At 66.2% G+C, this 17,756-nt stretch carries 14 protein-coding genes and 1 rRNA gene; 5 read left to right on the top strand and 10 right to left on the bottom strand.

Annotated features, from left to right (window positions below; translation table 11 throughout):
* Positions 1-2 precede the first annotated feature (2 nt).
* From ctaD to BCL79_RS20120, 4 genes are all read right to left on the bottom strand, one after another.
* Complete coding sequence (gene ctaD / locus BCL79_RS14280; RefSeq protein ID WP_019185997.1) at positions 3-1,613, bottom strand: cytochrome c oxidase subunit I; 1,611 nt, start codon at positions 1,611-1,613, stop codon at positions 3-5.
* A gap of 64 nt (positions 1,614-1,677) precedes the next feature.
* Positions 1,678-2,613, bottom strand: a complete 936-nt coding sequence (gene coxB, locus BCL79_RS14275) for a cytochrome c oxidase subunit II (protein WP_121042249.1) — start codon at positions 2,611-2,613, stop codon at positions 1,678-1,680.
* An 11-nt stretch (positions 2,614-2,624) separates the two neighbouring features.
* On the bottom strand, positions 2,625-3,101 hold the full coding sequence (locus BCL79_RS14270; RefSeq protein ID WP_121042248.1) for a DUF2244 domain-containing protein: 477 nt from the start codon (positions 3,099-3,101) through the stop codon (positions 2,625-2,627).
* An 85-nt stretch (positions 3,102-3,186) separates the two neighbouring features.
* Complete coding sequence (locus BCL79_RS20120; protein WP_147433906.1) at positions 3,187-3,366, bottom strand: hypothetical protein; 180 nt, start codon at positions 3,364-3,366, stop codon at positions 3,187-3,189.
* A gap of 12 nt (positions 3,367-3,378) precedes the next feature.
* On the opposite strand from BCL79_RS20120, the gene putA reads away from it, so the two are divergent.
* Entirely contained in the window at positions 3,379-6,618 is a 3,240-nt protein-coding gene (putA, locus tag BCL79_RS14265) for a bifunctional proline dehydrogenase/L-glutamate gamma-semialdehyde dehydrogenase PutA (protein WP_121042246.1), read from the top strand.
* Between the two features lie 55 nt (positions 6,619-6,673).
* Here the strand turns inward: putA and BCL79_RS14260 are convergent, their stop codons facing one another.
* Entirely contained in the window at positions 6,674-7,306 is a 633-nt protein-coding gene (locus BCL79_RS14260) for a hypothetical protein (protein ID WP_121042244.1), read from the bottom strand.
* A 113-nt stretch (positions 7,307-7,419) separates the two neighbouring features.
* Positions 7,420-7,878 (bottom strand): tautomerase family protein, encoded by a 459-nt coding sequence (locus BCL79_RS14255; protein WP_121042242.1) that lies wholly within the window; start codon positions 7,876-7,878, stop codon positions 7,420-7,422.
* A gap of 95 nt (positions 7,879-7,973) precedes the next feature.
* On the opposite strand from BCL79_RS14255, the gene BCL79_RS14250 reads away from it, so the two are divergent.
* The gene (locus BCL79_RS14250; RefSeq protein ID WP_121042240.1) at positions 7,974-8,933 is read left to right on the top strand and encodes a GlxA family transcriptional regulator; all 960 of its coding nucleotides are present in this window, start codon (positions 7,974-7,976) and stop codon (positions 8,931-8,933) included.
* Between the two features lie 87 nt (positions 8,934-9,020).
* On the opposite strand, the gene BCL79_RS14245 is transcribed toward BCL79_RS14250, so the two are convergent.
* Positions 9,021-10,370 (bottom strand): outer membrane protein transport protein, encoded by a 1,350-nt coding sequence (locus BCL79_RS14245; RefSeq protein ID WP_121042238.1) that lies wholly within the window; start codon positions 10,368-10,370, stop codon positions 9,021-9,023.
* Positions 10,371-10,596: 226 nt separating this feature from the next.
* Here BCL79_RS14245 and BCL79_RS14240 point away from each other — a divergent pair, with 226 nt between their 5' ends.
* Positions 10,597-11,289 carry a rhomboid family intramembrane serine protease gene (locus BCL79_RS14240; protein WP_019186003.1) on the top strand — a complete coding sequence of 231 codons (693 nt, stop codon included), beginning with the start codon at positions 10,597-10,599 and terminating at the stop codon, positions 11,287-11,289.
* A 94-nt stretch (positions 11,290-11,383) separates the two neighbouring features.
* On the opposite strand, the gene BCL79_RS14235 is transcribed toward BCL79_RS14240, so the two are convergent.
* Both BCL79_RS14235 and BCL79_RS14230 read right to left on the bottom strand, forming a co-directional pair.
* A complete protein-coding gene (locus BCL79_RS14235) occupies positions 11,384-12,880 on the bottom strand; it encodes a S41 family peptidase (protein ID WP_121042236.1) in 1,497 nt (498 codons plus the stop codon).
* Between the two features lie 125 nt (positions 12,881-13,005).
* Positions 13,006-14,331 carry a murein hydrolase activator EnvC family protein gene (locus BCL79_RS14230; protein WP_428999467.1) on the bottom strand — a complete coding sequence of 442 codons (1,326 nt, stop codon included), beginning with the start codon at positions 14,329-14,331 and terminating at the stop codon, positions 13,006-13,008.
* Positions 14,332-14,428: 97 nt separating this feature from the next.
* On the opposite strand from BCL79_RS14230, the gene BCL79_RS14225 reads away from it, so the two are divergent.
* Positions 14,429-15,091, top strand: a complete 663-nt coding sequence (locus BCL79_RS14225) for a hypothetical protein (RefSeq protein WP_121042823.1) — start codon at positions 14,429-14,431, stop codon at positions 15,089-15,091.
* 54 nt (positions 15,092-15,145) lie between these two features.
* A complete protein-coding gene (locus BCL79_RS14220) occupies positions 15,146-16,876 on the top strand; it encodes a M28 family metallopeptidase (protein ID WP_121042234.1) in 1,731 nt (576 codons plus the stop codon).
* Positions 16,877-17,461: 585 nt separating this feature from the next.
* Here BCL79_RS14220 and rrf read toward each other — a convergent pair.
* A 5S ribosomal RNA gene (rrf, locus tag BCL79_RS14215) occupies positions 17,462-17,576 on the bottom strand.
* Between the last annotated feature and the right edge of the window lie 180 nt (positions 17,577-17,756).

The raw sequence follows: 17,756 nt of genomic DNA, 5'->3' as shown, positions 1-17,756 counted from the left end.
CCTCAATGGGTGATGTCGTCATGGGCCAGATCACCCGGACGAATGGTCGGCGGCGTGGTGAAGGTGTGCGCCGGTGCGGGCGAGGGAATCGTCCACTCCAGGCCCCGTGCGCCTTCCCAGCAGCGGTCGGCGGCCTTCGCGCCGTGACGCAGCGAGTGCCACAGGATCGCGGCCATCATGAAGGGCGTGACGAACATGCCGAACGCGCCGATCGAGCTGATCAGGTTCCAGTCCGCGAAGGCCACGCTGTAATCGGGAATACGCCGCGGCATGCCGGCCAGGCCGAGGAAGTGCTGCGGGAAGAACAGCAGGTTCACGAACACGATCGACCACCAGAAATGCACCTTGGCCCAGGTTTCGCTGTACATGCGCCCGGTCCACTTCGGCCACCAGTAGTACACCGCCGCGATCAACCCGAACACCGCACCGGTGACCAGTACGTAGTGGAAATGTGCAACCACGAAGTAAGTGTCGTGGTATTGGAAATCGGCCACGACGATCGCCAGCATCAGGCCGGAGAACCCGCCGATGGTGAACAGGATCACGAAAGCCACCGCCCACAGCATCGGCGCTTCGAAGGTGAGCGAGCCGCGCCACATGGTGCTGACCCAGTTGAACACCTTCACCCCGGTCGGGATGGAGATGAGCATCGTGGCGAACATGAAGTAGATCTCGCCGCCCAGCGGCATGCCCACGGTGAACATGTGGTGGGCCCAGACGATGAAGGACAGGAAGGCGATCGCGGCGATCGCGTAGACCATGGCCTGGTAGCCGAACAGCGGCTTGCGGCTGAAAGTGGGGATGATCTCGCTGACCACGCCGAACGCCGGCAGGATCATGATGTAGACCTCCGGGTGCCCGAAGAACCAGAAGATGTGCTGGTACATCACCGGGTCACCGCCACCGGCGGCGTTGAAGAAGCTGGTGCCGAAGAACTTGTCGGTGAGCAGCATCGTCACCGCACCGGCCAGCACCGGCATCACCGCGATCAGCAGGAAGGCAGTGATCAGCCAAGCCCAGCAGAAGATCGGCATCTTCAGCAGATCGATGCCGGGCGCGCGCATGTTGAGCACGGTGGCGATAATGTTGATCGCGCCCATGATCGAACTGATGCCGGCCACGTGGATGGCGAAAACGCTGAAGGCCACGTTGTAGCCCCCCTGCAGCGACAGCGGCGGGTACAGCGTCCAGCCACCGGCCGGTGCGCCGCCGGGCAGGAACAGGGTCAGCAGCAGCAGGCTGAAGGCCACCGGCAGCAGCCAGAACGACCAGTTGTTCATGCGCGGCAACGCCATGTCCGGCGCGCCGATCTGCAGCGGGATCATCCAGTTGGCCAGGCCGACGAAGGCCGGCATCACGCCACCGAAGATCATCACCAGCGCATGCACGGTGGTCATCTGGTTGAAGAACTCGGGCTTGACGAACTGCAGCCCCGGTTGCGCCAGCTCGGCGCGGATGATCACGCTCATCGCCGCACCGATGATGAACATGATGAAGCTGAAAAGCAGGTAGAGCGTGCCGATGTCCTTGTGGTTGGTCGAGAAGAACCAACGCTCGAAGAACCCCTGCTGATGCCCGTGATGCCCGTCGTGGTCAACTGCGGAATGCGCCATCGCAACTACACCTCACTGTATCCGGTGGTACCCGCATCCGCCGGCTGGCGGACGCGGCTCGATTTCAGGCGTTGCTGTCTGTTGCTGCCGCGGCAGGCTCAGCGGCAGGTGCCGGGGCCGCCTCGGCCGGGGCAGCCGGCGCGGGCGCCGGAGCGGCCTGCGGTGCAGGGGCCGGCGCAGGCTTTTTGGAGGCCAGCCATTTCTGGTAATCCTCCTTGGAGACCGCCTCGACCACGATCGGCATGAAGCCGTGATCCTTGCCACACAGCTCGGCGCACTGGCCGCGGTACACGCCGACCTGTTCGATGTTGGTCCAGGCCTCGTTGATGAAGCCGGGAATCGCATCCTGCTTCCAGCCCAGCGCCGGCACCCACCATGCGTGGATGACGTCGTCGGAGGTGATCACGAAGCGCACCTTGGTATCGACCGGCAGCACCAGACGGTTGTCGACATCCAGCAGGTAATGCGGATGGCTGTCCCGGGTCGGCACCACGCCACTCTGGCGCACGCGGTCGGACTCACGGTCCAGGCGGCTGGTGAAGCTGACGTTCTCGCCGAGGTAGTCGTACTTCCACATCCACTGATACCCGGTGACCTTGACGGTCATTTCCGAATCGCGGGTGTCGTAGAACTTGATCAGATTGGCCGTGGCCGGCCAGGCCATCACCACCAGGATGATCACCGGGATCACCGTCCAGATGACCTCGGCCTTGGTGTTGTGGCTGAAGGTGGCGGCCACCGCGCCCTTGGATTTGCGGAATTTGAAGATCGCGTAGAACAGCGCGCCGAACACCAGCACGCCGATCACCGTACAGACCCACAGCGAGAACAGGTTGGACTCCCACGCCAACCGCGAGCTCTGGGTCACCCCCTTGCCCATGTTCAATTGCCACGGTTTGGGGTCGGCCGCCTGGGCCCACGCCATGGCCGGCGCCAGCAGCGCGACCCCGCTCAACACTGACTTCCCGAACGTCCTGCCCCACTTTCTGCATTGCTTCATTGCCTAGACCCTTAGCGTCGTCGGTTGCGGCCGTCATTGGCCGCGAGCAAGCCTTCTAGTTTCTGAGCCAGTACCTGGCGTTCGGCCGGTGCGAGGAAACTCCCCACGTCCACCTGCCGACCGCTGGATGCCAGCCGGACTCTGCGTTCGTCGGCGATCAGCCTCACCCAGTGCGGGTGGGCGCTGAACACCGGCGAATGCCCGGGTGCGGGAATCACTTCCACACACGCCGGCACCACCCGGATCTCTTCCTGCCGTTCTCCACTGCGCCACACCGTGCGCAGCGCCACTGCCAGCAACACGCTGTACAGCAGAGCAAACACGGGGGCGAATACATTGCCGGTGAACCAGCCCAGGCCGGCCGCCAGCCACATCACCCCCGCCAACACCACAAACAACAGGACGAACTGCCGGGCATCGAGCGCCCGTGGGGGGCGCAGCCGCAGTTGCGTCCCTGATCCGTCCGGAGCGATGAGCACCTCGATCATGTCGCAACCGCGTTTTTTCCTGCCGCGGGAAACGTCTCGATGGTAGCCCCGCTCTCCAGCGAGTAGCAAGGGTCCATTCACAGTTTCAGGAATGTTGCAATACAGCATTGCCTGCGGCGGCGGTTTTGACGAAAACAGCATAATAAATGGCAGCCGGGTCGAATCCGCCGAATCCCCCTGTATGAAAGGCTATGCGCCGCATGGGCGCGACCATGAAAACCCCTTGACTCGCCAAAAAAACGATTAAAATGGTCAAGTTCTCCACGAGCCGACCGGCATGACTGCATCCTCTGTCCTTCCCCCTGCCCCGGCATCGTCCGGCGCCGCCCGCCCGCCGCTGCTGTCCCCCGAGCTGCCGGCCGTTCCCGACGCGTTCCGCCAGGCGATCACCGATGCCTGGTTGAAGGACGAGGCCACCCATGTGCGCGAGCTGCTCGAGCAGGCACGCCTGCCGGCCGCCGAGCAGGCCAAGGTGCAGGCCACCGCTGCCGACCTGGTCAAGCGCGTGCGCGTGCGCGCCCAGGACCAGGGCGCGATCGAAGCCTTCATGCGCCAGTACGATCTGGGCAGCGAGGAAGGCGTGCTGCTGATGTGCGTGGCCGAAGCCCTGCTGCGCATTCCCGACCAGGAGACCGCTGACAAACTGATCCGCGACAAGCTCGGCGAGGCCGACTGGAAAAAGCACATGGGCGGCAGCGACTCGGTGCTGGTCAACGCTTCCACCTGGGGCCTGATGCTGACCGGCCGCCTGGTCCAGATCAACGATGCCACCCGCGCCGATGTGCCGGGCGCGTTCAAGCGCCTGATCGGCCGCGTGGGTGAGCCGGTGATCCGCCTGGCCGTGCGCCAGGCGATGAAGATCATGGGCCACCAGTTCGTCATGGGCCGCACCATCGACGAAGCGCTGTCGCGCTCGCACAAGGGCGACAACGCCAGCTACCGCTATTCGTTCGACATGCTCGGCGAAGGCGCGCTGACCATGAAGGATGCCAAGCGTTACCTGGAAGACTACCGTCGCGCGATCCACTCGATCGGCGGTGACCACAAGGCCCGCGGCGGCCGTCCCGATGGCGACGTCAATTCGGCACCGGGCATCTCGATCAAGCTCTCCGCGCTGTACCCGCGCTACGAGCATGCCAAGCGCGCACGCGTCATGGCCGACCTGGTGCCGGGCGTGCTGGAACTGGCGCAGCTGGCCAAGTCGTACGGCATCGGCTGCACCGTCGACGCCGAAGAAACCGACCGCCTGGAACTGTCGCTGGACATCATCGAGACCGTGGTCAGCGATGCCTCGCTGGCCGGTTGGGAAGGCTTCGGTGTGGTCGTGCAGTCCTACCAGAAGCGCACCCCTTACACGATCGACTACCTGGCCGACCTGGCCCGTCGCATCGGTCGCCGCCTGCAGGTGCGCCTGGTCAAGGGCGCGTACTGGGATGCGGAGATCAAGCGCGCGCAGATCGACGGTCTGCCGGCCTACCCGGTGTTCACCCGCAAGCAGAACACCGACGTCTCCTACCTGGCCTGCGCCAAGCGTCTGTTCACGCACAGCGATGCGATCTACCCGATGTTCGCTACGCACAACGCGCACACCATCGCGGCCGTGCAGGCGATCGCCAAGGGCGGCCAGTACGAGCACCAGAAGCTGCACGGCATGGGCGATGACCTGTATGCCGAAGTGGTGCCGGCCGACCGTCTGAACGTGCCGTGCCGCGTGTATGCGCCGGTCGGTTCGCATGAAGACCTGCTGCCGTACCTGGTGCGTCGCCTGCTTGAAAACGGCGCCAATTCCAGCTTCGTCAACCGCATCACCGACGAGAACGTGGCCATCGACGACCTGATCCGCGATCCGGTCGAGGTGGTCTCCTCGTTCGCGTCCATTCCGCATCCGAAAATCCCGCTGCCGGTCGATCTGCTGCGCAGCCAGAACCATGACAGGAAGAACTCCATGGGCGTCAATCTCGCCAACGACAACGATCTGCGTGCCCTGGCCGAGCAGCTCAACGCCGCCGTGCCCGCGCCGGGTAAGAGCGGGTGGCACGCCGCGCCGCTGGTGCCGGGTGCCAACCCGACCGGCGCACTGTTGAACGTGACCAACCCGGCCGACACGCGCCAGGTGGTGGGCCAGTGGCAGCCGGCCGACAGCGCCACCGTCGAGAAGGCGCTGGCCAATGCCGTGGCCGCGCAGCCGGCCTGGAACCGCACCCCGGCCGCCAGCCGCGCGGCGATCCTGGAACACGCCGCCGACCAGCTGGAAGCGCGCATGCCCGAGTTCATGGCGCTGTGCGTCAAGGAAGCCGGCAAGAGCCTGCCCGACGGCATCGCCGAAGTGCGCGAAGCGGTCGACTTCCTGCGCTACTACGCCAAGCAGGCGCGCGAGCAGTTCGGCCACGCCGAAAAGCTGCCGAGCCCGACCGGTGAATCCAACGAACTGCAGCTGCACGGCCGCGGCGTGTTCGTCTGCATCAGCCCGTGGAACTTCCCGCTGGCGATCTTCCTGGGCCAGGTCAGCGCCGCGCTCGCCGCCGGCAACAGCGTGATCGCCAAGCCGGCCGAGCAGACCAACCTGATCGGCTATTACGCAGTGAAATTGCTGCTCGATGCCGGCGTGCCGGAAGGCGTGCTGCAGTTCCTGCCGGGCGACGGCGCGACCGTCGGTGCCGCATTGACCGCCGACCCGCGCGTGGCCGGCGTGGCCTTCACAGGCTCGACCGACACCGCCCGTGCGATCAACCGCGCGATGGCCGCACGCGACGCTGCGATCGGTGTACTGATCGCCGAGACCGGCGGCCAGAACGCCTTCATCGCCGACTCCTCGGCGCTGCCGGAACAGCTGGTCAAGGATGCGATCGGGTCGGCCTTCACCTCCGCTGGCCAGCGCTGCTCGGCCGCACGCGTGCTGTTCGTGCAGGACGACATCGCCGACAAGGTGATGACCATGTTGTCCGGCGCGATGGCCGAACTGAAGGTCGGTGACCCGGGCCTGCTGTCGACCGACGTCGGCCCGGTGATCGATGCCGATGCACTGCAGATCCTCAAGGATCACGCGGTGCGCATGGAGAAGGACGCCCGCCTGATCGCCGCTGCCACGCTCAGCGACGACGCCGCGCACGGCACCTTCTTCGCACCGCGTGCCTACGAGCTGAAGAACCTGGACCAGCTGCACAAGGAGATCTTCGGGCCGGTGCTGCACGTGATCCGCTGGAAGGGCGACCAGCTCGATGCGGTGATCGACCAGATCAACGCGACCGGCTACGGCCTGACCCTGGGCGTGCATTCGCGCATCGATGAAACCGTCGACCGCATTTCCTCGCGCATCAACGTGGGCAACGTGTACGTCAACCGCAACCAGATCGGTGCGGTGGTCGGCGTGCAGCCGTTCGGCGGCCAGGGCCTGTCCGGCACCGGCCCCAAGGCCGGCGGCCCGCACTACCTGCTGCGCTTTGCCACCGAGAAGACCGTCACCGTGAACACCACGGCGGCCGGCGGCAATGCCTCGCTGCTGACTCTGGGCGACTGATTCCGGGCGTCCTGCGGTAAACAAAAAACCCCGCGAACGCGGGGTTTTTTGTAGGTCACGGGCTTTCGATGGACTCGATCTGGTCCTGCATCAGCAGCTCGCTACCCATGTAACGCTCGAACTTGATGCGGCCGAAGCCGGCGGCATACCACGCCTCGATGCGGCTGTCTTCGAAGGTCGCGGTGACGTGGCAGGTGTCCTTGAACGTGCGCGGCTGGTTGTCAACGTCCGCTTCAATGTCTTCGAAACCGACGAAGGTGTAGTCGGAGAAACCGTCGTAGTCGACCGGTTCAACGGTTTCGTCGACATGGTTCGTGCGCTCGCCCGCGCCAGTGAGCTCGAAACGATCGCCCGGCTTGGCGCTCTGCGGGAACGTCGGCGCCGGCTTGAAGGTATCGGTCCGCGTGGGGCCGTCGCTGGACATGCTGTAACGCTCCTGGCCCAGCAGCTGGCGGCCGCTGATGTCATGGAACGTGGCCATCCCGATGCCACCACCGGCACTGTGCATCTTGATGGCGTTCTGGCCAGCGAAGGTCACTTTTTCGATGGTGAGCGTTTCATCGGCATTCGACCAGGACAGACCCGGGGTCAAAGTGAAACAGGCGGCGAACTCCGGCGCGGCAATGGCAGGCAGCGAGAGACCGGCCAGACCCATGGCGAGCGTGGAGCGCAGCAACAGAGACGACATATACAGATCCTTGTCAGTAATCACGGGACGGCAGGGCGCAGTCCGGGCGGGGATTGTACGTCGTGCTGGATGTCATTCCAGTGTTCATCGTTTCGGCCGCGCGGCGCGCGTGATCATGCCGATGCGAGCTGCGATTGCAGATGCGCGTAACCGGCCGCCTGTACGAAGTCGTTCAAGTGCCACAGCCGGCCGTTGGCCGCCCAGTGGCCATCGGCGATATCGGTCATCACGATCGAACTCAGCAGCACGCGGGGATCCTCCGGCCGCAAGCAACCGGCAATGGCCTCGTGCAGCTGCCGGGCGTAGTCGGCGCGCTGACGTGCGTCCAGCACGCCGTGAGGTATCCGCACCTCGACCTGGCAGGGAATGCAGTGCGCACCGATGTCCTGACCACCACACAGCCAGTGGCCGGCCGCGATCTCCTGCAGCATCACCCAGCACAGGCGCTGCTGGGCTGGCTCGGCACCCAAGCCGCTGGCGCGGACGGCGGCGCCATGCACCGCCTGTAGCAGGCGTTGCCGGGTAGCGGCGTCGAACGCGTTGGCGGGAAGGATGAGGGTGATGTTGGGCATGGGGATCGACCGGTTGCGCAAAGGGACTCCATTGGAGCCGAACGCCGCCCCGGGCAACATCGGCCGATCCGACATCTTTCGTGCACAATCAGCCAATGCACGATTTCACTGTCATCGTCCTGCCGGGCGCGTTCGCCTCCAGCGTCGCGCTCACCTTGGACATCCTCACCACGGCGGCTACCCTCGCCCCGCGCCTGGGTCTGCCGGTGCCGCGCTGGCAGGTCTGCAGCCCGGCACGCGGCGCTGTCCGACTGGGCACGCACCTGCAGCTGCGTGCCGCGCCGATGCCACGCGTCGCCGATGCGCAGGCGTGCTGGATCGTGCCAGGGCTGGGCGTGGAGGATCCTGACGCGATCGCACAGCGGCTGGGCGAGCCCGACATCCCGGGTGTGGTGCGGGCGCTGCGCGCGCATGTGGCGGCGGGCGGGCGTGTCGCGGCCTCCTGTGCCTCCGTCTTCCTGCTGCACGATGCCGGGCTGCTGACCGGGCGCAGCGTGACCACCACCTGGTGGCTGGCCGGCGCGCTGCAGCGGCAAGCCCCGGAGTGCCGGGTCGATCCAGACCGGATGGTGATCGACGACGCGCCGCTGATCACGGCCGGTGCTGCGCTCGGGCACACCGACCTGATGCTGTATTTGCTCCGGCAACGCTTTGGCCCGGCGCTTCCCGATGCGGTGGCACGGGCGCTGCTGCTGGATCGCCGGCAACTGCAATCGCCGTTCATGGTCCCGGCGATGATGGCGCAGGGCAACGCGCTGATCGCCTCACTCACCGCCCACATCGAAGCCACGCTGCCGGCCACGGTCAGCGTCGGTGCGCTCGCCAAGTACGCCGGCATGTCCACGCGCACGCTGTCGCGGCAGGTGGGCAAGGCAACCGGGCAAGGGCCGCTGCACCTGATCCGCAGTGTGCAGTTGAACCAGGCGCGCACCCTGCTGGAGAACAGCCGCTACTCGGTGGAGACCGTGGCCGAGCGCGTGGGCTACCGCGATCCCACCGCCCTGCGCCGGCTGATGCGCAAGCGCCTCAACGCCACGCCGCGGCAGTTGCGCTGACCGCTTTCGCCTTGTCTGCAGGCAACAAAAAACCCCGCTTTCGCGGGGTTTTCTGCTGCTGCGTTCAACCGATCAGTGCTGCGTTGATCAGAACTTGTAGTTGAACGAAGCGGCCAGCACGTCGCCACGGACCTTGTACTTGCCGTTGAGCGAGTTGCCCTGGTTGCCCTGGGTCGGCTTGACCAGGATGTTCGGCTCGCTGGTGAACAGGTGGGTGTAACCGAAGTTGTATTCGGTGTTCGCCGACGGGGTCCAGCCCACGCCCAGCGACAGCCACTTGCGGCTGGTATCCGGCACGCGGACGTCGCGGTGCGCGTCGGTGGTCGGGGTCTGGTCAAGCGCCACACCGCCACGCAGGGTCACGGTGTCGCTCAGCTTGTAATCGGTACCCAGCGAGACGAAGGTCGTGTCGCGGTAACCAAAGTTCAGGTCCGAGTTCGGCTGGTTGGAAGCGAAGTCGATGGTGACCGTGTCGAACGCGGTCGACCACGCGGTGCGGGTCACATCACCCATGACGGTCCAGCGGTCATTGATGTTGTGGGTGACGCTCAGGGTGGCCGAGGCCGGCAGGGTCAGCGTGGCCTTGCCGCTGGTGTTGACGAACACGCCCGGCTGGGTCGCTGCCAGGATCGTCGCCGTACGGCCACCATCGCTGGGCAGATCAAAGTTGGCATCGCCGCCGGTGATCTTGTGCTCGACCTTGGAGCGGTAGCTGATGCCGATGTGGGTGTTCTCGTCCGGGCTGAACAAGCCGCCGACGGTCCAGCCCACAGCGTTGTTGTCACCCTTCACGGTCGACTTGCCATCGGCGCTGCCCGGCGCGTAGCCCGGCACGCGACCGGCAAAGAGGGCGCCGAAGTCGACAGCCTGGCTCAGCTCGATGGTCAGGTGCTCGACGAACACGGACGCGCCGAAGGACACGTACGGGTTGACGTCGTAGGACGCGGCAAAGCCCAGGTCGATGGCCTTCATGTCGGTCTTCAGACCACTGTAACGGCCGACCCAGCCATTGTCGTAATCGGTCTTGAAGCCGAACGGGGCGGTCAGCGAGACGCCGAAGTGGGCCTGCTCGCCGATCGGCATGTGGAAGTACGCGGCCGGAACCGGGGCGATCATGCCGGCGTCGCCGCCGTTACCGCCCGTCTGCGGCTGACCTGCGCCATTGCGGCCGGTGCCCTTGTACTTGGCCGAGAAGCTGATGGCGCTCAGGTCGCCCTGGACCTGCATGCCTTCGAGCTGGCGCATGCCGGCCGGGTTGACGGCCATGATCGAGGCGTCGCCGGCGGCGCTGCCGGAACCGGCGAAGGCGCGGCCGAGGCCCTTGGCGCTGTTTTCCTTCAACTGGAAGGCGGCAGCGTTGACGTGGCCCACGGCCAGGACACCGGCGATGCCGACGGCCAGGGCGGTGACGCGGGCAAGAGTGGAAGCGGTATGCATTGTTGGTTCTCTCCGGAAAGCGGTGATGTTGGCAACGCGCGCCTGCGCCGCCCCTCCCCTTGATGGGTCAGGACAACGCGCCGGATTCCCCTCCCGACATACGACGCCGTATGCGAGTATACCGAGAGCGGTTAATGAAACAATAACGTAAGTCGCCCTTGTGGCTATTCATGCTGAACGCGACATATCCCCGTCAGCTCAGCCTCCGCGCTAGGCTAGTGCCCGCATGTTCGTGTCGACCCCCTCCCGCAAGAAAGCCGCCTACCGCTGGGCCACCCCCCTGCTGTTCGCCGCGCTGTGGGTGGCCTTCCTGTGGTCGATCTCGCGGCCGGACGATGCCCGCCGCAGCCTGTGGATGGACTGGGGCGCTCTCTCGACCGGCCTGACCCACCCGCTGGACTGGTGGGCGACGCTGCAGGATGGCAGCGTGCTGCGGCTGTTCACTGCGCTGTTCCTGCACGCGGACTGGTCGCACCTGCTGGGCAACCTGGTGTTCCTGCTGATCTTCGGGCTGCCGGCCGAACGCGTGCTGGGGCCGTGGCGGCTGATGCTGCTGTTCCTGGTCGGTGGGGCGATCTCGAATCTGACCGCCATCTACACGATGGGCAGCCCGGACCAGATCATCATCGGTGCCAGCGGCGCGGTGTCGGCCTTGATCGGCGCCTACCTGGCCCTGTTCCCGGGCGCGCGGCTGGGCGTGGTGATCCCGCTGGGCCTGTTCCTGGAATTCGTCCGCGCCCCGGCCTATCTGCTGATCGGGGTCTGGGCAGCGCTGCAGGTGGTATTCGCCTACATCGGCCCGACCTTCGGCATGGTGGCCTGGTGGGCGCATATCGCCGGCTTCGTGTTCGGCCTGGGCTACGGCGTGTATGTGCGTGCGGCCATCGCGAGACGGCTGCGCAAGCGGCATGGGTTCTAAGCGAACACCCATCGCGCTGTGGTAGTGCCGGCCGCTGGCCGGCGCCACGTACGGTTGGATTTCTGCTGAGCCGGCCAGCGGCCGGCACTACCGGTCAGGGCTTGATCGGCGCCGTCGACGCCGGTGCATCCGGCTTGGCAGGCGCGGGAGGAGCCGGCGCAGTCGCAGGTGCTTCCGCCGGCTTCGTTTCTGACGGCTTCGCATCTGATGACTTCGCGTCGGCCGGCTTGACCGCGGCCGCTGCCGGCTTGGCCGCCGGCTTCTTCGCCGCGTCCGCCTTCTGCCTGGCCAGCACCGAACCGGGCTGCTTCAACTCGGCCAGCGCGTCATTGATCGGGCCATCGCCCGGCAGCACATCACCGGCCTTGTAGCCTTCGGTGCCTTCTTCGTCACCGCGCAGGTGGCCGGGCAACGTGGCTTCGCTGTAATCGGTCAGGCTGGCCGGCAGCTCGTCGTCACCGGCGCGCTTCTCCGGCTGCAGCAGCACATCGGGAATGATGCCGGTGGCCTGGATCGACTTGCCGCTCGGGGTGAAGTACCGCGCGGTGGTGAGCTTCACCGAATCGCCGTTGTCCAGCGGCAGCACGGTCTGCACCGAGCCCTTGCCGAAGGTGCGGCTGCCGACCACGCGGGCGCGGCCGTTGTCGCGCAGCGCGCCGGCCAGCACTTCGGAAGCACTGGCCGAGCCGGCGTCGGCCAGCACCACGACCGGCGCGCCCTTGAGCAGATCGCCCGGGGTCGCATCGAAGCGGGCATCGCTGATCGAGATGCGGCCACGGGTGCTGACGATGTTGCCCTTCTCGAGCAGATCGTCGGCCACCTGCACGGCAGCGGTGAGCAGGCCACCCGGGTTGCTGCGCAGATCCAGCACCAGGCCCTTGAGCTTGCCCCCGGCCTGCTGCTGCAGCTGGGCAACGTGCTTCTGGAAATCGGCACCGGTGTCGGCCTGGAAGGTGCTCAGGCGGATGTAGCCATAGCCGGGTTCCAGCATCCTGCTGCGCACGCTGGTGACGCGGATGGTCTCGCGGGTCACCGTGACATCGAACGGCTTGGGCTTGCCTTCGCGCACCAGGGTCAGCACCACCTTGGTGCCGGCCACGCCGCGCAGCGGTTCGGTGGCTTCGATCGCGCTGATCGGCTTGCCGTCGATGGCGATGATCAGATCGCCGGCGAGAATGCCCGCGCGTGCGGCCGGGGTATCGTCGATCGGCGAAATGACTTTCAGGCTGCTGTTGTCGGGCTGCTGCTGCAGCTCCACGCCGATGCCGTCGTAGGCGCCGTTGGCCTGCTCATCGAAGGCTTCGGCGTCTTCCTTGTCGAAATAGGTACTGTGCGGATCCAGGTCCAGCAGCAGGCCGCGGATGGCGGACTGCATCAGTTTCTTGTCGTCCACCGGATCCACGTAGGCGGCGCGCACCGCGTTGTAGACGGCGACGTAGCGGCGGATCTCTTCCAACGGAACCCGTGAGGTCACCGCTTCTTCCGTGGTGGCCGCATCGGCCCCGCGTGCCGGCGCTTCGGCGGTCTGCTGCGCCCAGGACACCGCGGGCAACAGGGCCAGCAGCAAGGTGGCGGAACGGGCTACGCGCATGAAGCACTCCAGGGTGAGCGGGGGACGGTTGACCACGCACGGGGTGCGTCGCCCGATTATGCGCGAAGCGACGATAAATTCCCGTTGAACCCCGTGCCTGGCGGCGCGCCCGTGTTGGGCGCGGTTTATCGCCGCTGCAGCCAGCTGCCCGGGTCCACCGGCTGTCCGTTGCGGCGCAGTTCGAAGTACAGCGCGGTCACGCCCTGGCCACCGGAATTGCCGACCTTGGCCACCGCCTCGCCCTTCTTCACCGTGGCGCCGGCATCACGCAGCAGCGTGTCGTTGTGCGCATAGAGGCTCATGTAGCCGTTGCCGTGATCGACGATCAGGATCATGCCGTAGCCGGTCATCCAATCGGAAAACACCACCGTGCCATCTGCGACGGCGGTGATGGTGCTGCCGGCGGGCGCGCCGATCAGCACGCCACTGCTGGTGCGGCCATCGGGCAGCTTGCCGCCGTAGCGGGCGAGCAGATTGCCCGACAACGGCCAGCCCAGACCGCCCACCTTGGGCGCAGGCGCGGAGGCAACCGCAGGGGGCGTCTTGGTCGCGCGCGGCGGTGGCCGGGTACCATTCGCGGCGGCGGCCCGGTCCGCCTTCTCGGCGGCCGCCTTCTCCGCGGCGGCGCGGCGCGCGGCAGCACGACGCTCTGCTTCGGCACGGGCGGCGGCGGCGCGCAGATTGGCCAGCAGGGTTTCCAGCGCCTTGGCATCCTGGCCCAAGGCTTTTTCGCGTTCGCTGCGGTCTTTGTACCGTTCGTCCAGCGAGGCGACCGTGGCCGCCCGCTCGCGACGATCGTCGGCCAGCGTGGCGACCTGCTGTTTCTGCTGTTGGCGGGTGCCTTCAAGTGCCTTGCGCCGTTCGACGATTTCCGTCTCCACGCGCTGCAGTTCGGTGAGATCAGCCGTCAGGGACTGGATACGCTGCGCGCGCTCGCGCTGCAGATACCGGTGATAGGCCAGGCTGCGGTTCGCATCGGCGACACGGTCCTGCGACAGCAGCAGCTTCAACGGCGCGTTGTTGCCGATGCGGTACGCCGCGCGCAACAGCGAGGCCAGTTCCGCCCGCTGCTGTTCCAGGCCGGCCTGCAGCGCATCGCGCTTGGCCTGCAGTTCGTTCATGGCGCGGGTCTCGCGCTGCAAGGCGGTTTCGGTCTGGGCCAGCACGCGCCCTGTGCGGGCGACCTTCTCATCGGCGTCGCGCAGCTGGCGCGACGCCTGCCCGCGCTGCCCTTCCAGATTCCGCCGCTCCTGGGCCACGCCCTTGAGCTCGCTGCGCAGCTTCTGCAGCTTGCGTTCGGCTTCCTTGGAGGATTGTGCAGCCAGCGGGCTGGCGCCGAGAACGGCCACGGCCAGCAGCAGCGCACGCAACGCTGGGGTCAGCCACTGCGTGCGACCGCGTCCGTCGGTCGGATTGTTATCCCGGCGTGAGGAAAAGGCGTTGTGGCGCAAGGGCTTTCCAGTGACTTCAGGCAGATGCGGATTGCAACGATGCATGGTGACATTCCTGCAGGCGGCCTGCCAGCCGCGCTCCACCATCGAGGTTCCCATGAAACGCTCCCTGCTTCCGCTGCTGCTGGCCCTGACGCTGCCCTGTGCGCCGGCCTTCGCAAGCGACAACATCAGCAAGGTCAACGGCAGCATCTCCGCCGAGGCCGGCCAGAGCTACGGCAATCTGGAGACGGTCAACGGCGGCATCAAGGTCGCCGAAGGCGCGGTCACCGGTCGCATCGAAACCGTCAACGGCGGCATCCGCGTGGCCGATCGCGCGCGTACCGGCGGCATTTCCACGGTCAATGGCAGCGTGCGGGTCGGGCGCGAAGTGGTTGCCAGTGGCGGCGTGGACACCGTCAACGGCGGCATCTTCCTGGATCGCGGCACCCAGATCGACGGCGGGCTGGAAACCGTCAATGGCAGCATCGGCCTGGTCGAAACGCGCGTGGCGCGCGGCATCGAGACGGTCAACGGCGACATCACCGTCGGCGTGGGCTCGCAGGTCGAGGGCGGGATCGAGGTCAAGAAGCCGAACTTCAATCTGTCGCTGACGCCCGGCCGCAAACCGCGCGTGATCATCGGGCCGAACGCGTCGGTCAACGGCTCGCTGCAGTTCGAGCGCGAGGTCACCCTGTATGTGCACCGCACTGCCCGCATCGGCCCGGTCAGCGGCGCCGTGGCAGTGCCCTTCGATACCGACACCGCGCCACAGGATTGATATGGTGGCCACTGGTGCGCTGCGCACCCGCCTTTCCCGTTCCAGGAACCGATGATGCCCCGCAAACTTCTGTTGTGCCTTGCCGCTGCCGCTGCGTTGACCGCATGCAAGGGCGAATCCGCCGCGCCCACAGCGGCGCCTGCCACCGACGCGGCACCGACCGCACCGGGCCATGCGTTCTCGCCCGAGATCAATGCCGGCGACTTCGCCGAACTGGTCAAGACCTTGGCTTCGGATGCGTTCGAAGGCCGCTCCCCGGGCAGCAAGGGCGAAGAGCTGACCGTCAATTACATCCGCGACCAGATGCAGCGCATCGGCCTGCAGCCAGGCAACGGCGACAGTTGGTTCCAGGACGTGGCGATGACCGAGACCACGGCCGATGAGTCGACCGTGCTGACGCTGGACCAGGCCGGCAAGACCCGCGAGCTGACGTTCGGCACCGACATGGTGATCGGCACCCGCAGCGGCCAGCCGGACGTCAAGGTCGAGGCCAGCGACCTGGTGTTCGTCGGCTACGGCGTGGATGCGCCGGAGCAGAAGTGGAACGACTATGCCGGCCAGGACTGGAAGGGCAAGACGGTCGTGATGTTCGTCAACGATCCCGGCTTCCACGTCAACGACGAGAAGCTGTTCGACGGCAAGCGCATGACCTATTACGGGCGCTGGACGTACAAGTTCGAAGAGGCCGCACGCAAGGGCGCCGCCGCCGCGCTGATCGTGCATGACACCGCCGGTGCCTCCTACGGTTGGGACGTGGTCAAGAACTCGTGGGCCGGCCCGCAGTACGACCTTCCGGCCAAGGATGACCCGGAAGCGCGCCTTCCGGCACAAGGCTGGCTGAGCGCCGACGCCGCCCGCCAGCTGTTCGCCGAGGCCGGCCTGGATCTGGACAAAGCGTACAAGGACGCCAGCAAGCGCGGCTTCAAGCCGGTCCCGCTGAAGGCCAAGGTGTCCTTCGATCTGAAGAGCACCATCGCCGAGAAGAAGTCGCGCAACGTGGTCGGCGTCCTGCCGGGCAGCAAGCGTGCCGATGAAGCCGTGCTCTACATGGCGCACTGGGATCACCTGGGCAAGCACGAAGGTGAGCAGGGCGACACCATCTACAACGGTGCCGTCGACAACGCGACCGGCGTGGCCGGCATCCTGGAAGTCGCCGATGCGATGGTGCACCAGCAGCCAGCACCGGAGCGTTCGGTGGTGTTCCTGGCAGTGACGCTGGAAGAGTCCGGCCTGCTGGGCTCGAAGTACTACGTCAGCCACCCGACCTTCCCGCTGGACAAGATCGCCGGTGTGATCAACATCGATGCGATGTCGGTGGCAGGCCGTGCCAAGGACATGACCGTGACCGGCTTCGGCAGCTCCGAGCTGGAAGACATCCTCAAGCCGCTGGCCGCGAACCAGGGGCGTACGCTGCACGGCGAGACCGCGGTGCAGAGCGGCTTCTACTTCCGTTCGGATCACTTCAACTTCGCCAAGGCGGGTGTGCCGGCGCTCTATGCGGACGGTGGTGAGGATCTGCGCGACGGCGGTGTCGAGGCGGGCCGCAAGGCGGCCGAAGACTATGGCAGCCACCGTTACCACGGCCCGAAGGACGAGTTCGATCCCGCAACCTGGAAGCTGGATGGCACGGTTGAGGACCTGCAGCTGCTGTACGGGGTTGGCAAGGAACTGGCTGGCGGCGACCGGTGGCCGAACTGGTACGAGGGCAATCCGTTCAAGGCGGCACGCGATGCGATGATGAAGGGCAAGGGCGCTGAGACGCCGGCCGCGGAGTCTGCACGCTGAGCGGTTGATTGCTGTGACGTGATCTTTGCTTCATGAAAACGGCGCCTTTCTAGGCGCCGTTTTTTTTGGGTCGGCGGCTGGGTTGGTCGGGCTTTGGGGCGCGATACCCTTGCCGGTAACGCCCCCGGCCGCCGCCTTGCGGCGACGCCCTCCTCCTTGATTTCGCCCACAAGGGCATCGCGACCCAACGTATCCAGACAACTGGCGCCGCCCAGCATCAGCGCGACAGCGAGTGCCGGGATTGATCTGGTCAGTCCGCACACAGCACGCGAAGCCTCGTAGCGGCCGGTAGGCGCCTGGGCAACATCAAGGAGGAGGGCGTCGCCGTCAGGCGGCGGCCGGGGGACATTTGCCGAGGGGCCTGCCGGCCGCTACGGGGCCCTCACGCTCGTGGAAGATGCAAGCGGAGACGCCACCATCCCCAAAACGCAGAACTACCCAACGACACCCGCCGCACTGGCCGTACCGTCCGCACGCGCACGACCGTACGCGTCTGCTGCGGCAGTTGTAATGAAACGCTCCCCGTCCGTTGGGAGACGGACAAAAAAAACCCCGCTGCGTGAGCAGCGGGGTTTTGGGTGTAAACCCTGGCGATGACCTACTCTCGCATGGCTTAGGCCACACTACCATCGGCGCAGCTGCGTTTCACTTCCGAGTTCGGGATGGGATCGGGTGGTGCCACAGCGCTAATTTCACCAGGGAGACGGTTGGAGCAGCGCGTTGCGCCAGCTCGGCAGAGGTCTCTTCCGAGAAACAGATACCTGTCAAAACCAGGTGCCTGCAATAAAAGAAAACCCCGCTGCGTGAGCAGCGGGGTTTTCGGGGTAAAAACCCTGGCGATGACCTACTCTCGCATGGCTTAGGCCACACTACCATCGGC

This window comes from Stenotrophomonas rhizophila, assembly GCF_003651185.1.
GTDB classification, from domain to species: Bacteria; Pseudomonadota; Gammaproteobacteria; order Xanthomonadales; family Xanthomonadaceae; genus Stenotrophomonas; species Stenotrophomonas maltophilia_Z.
This window is presented reverse-complemented; position numbering and strand designations above follow the sequence as displayed.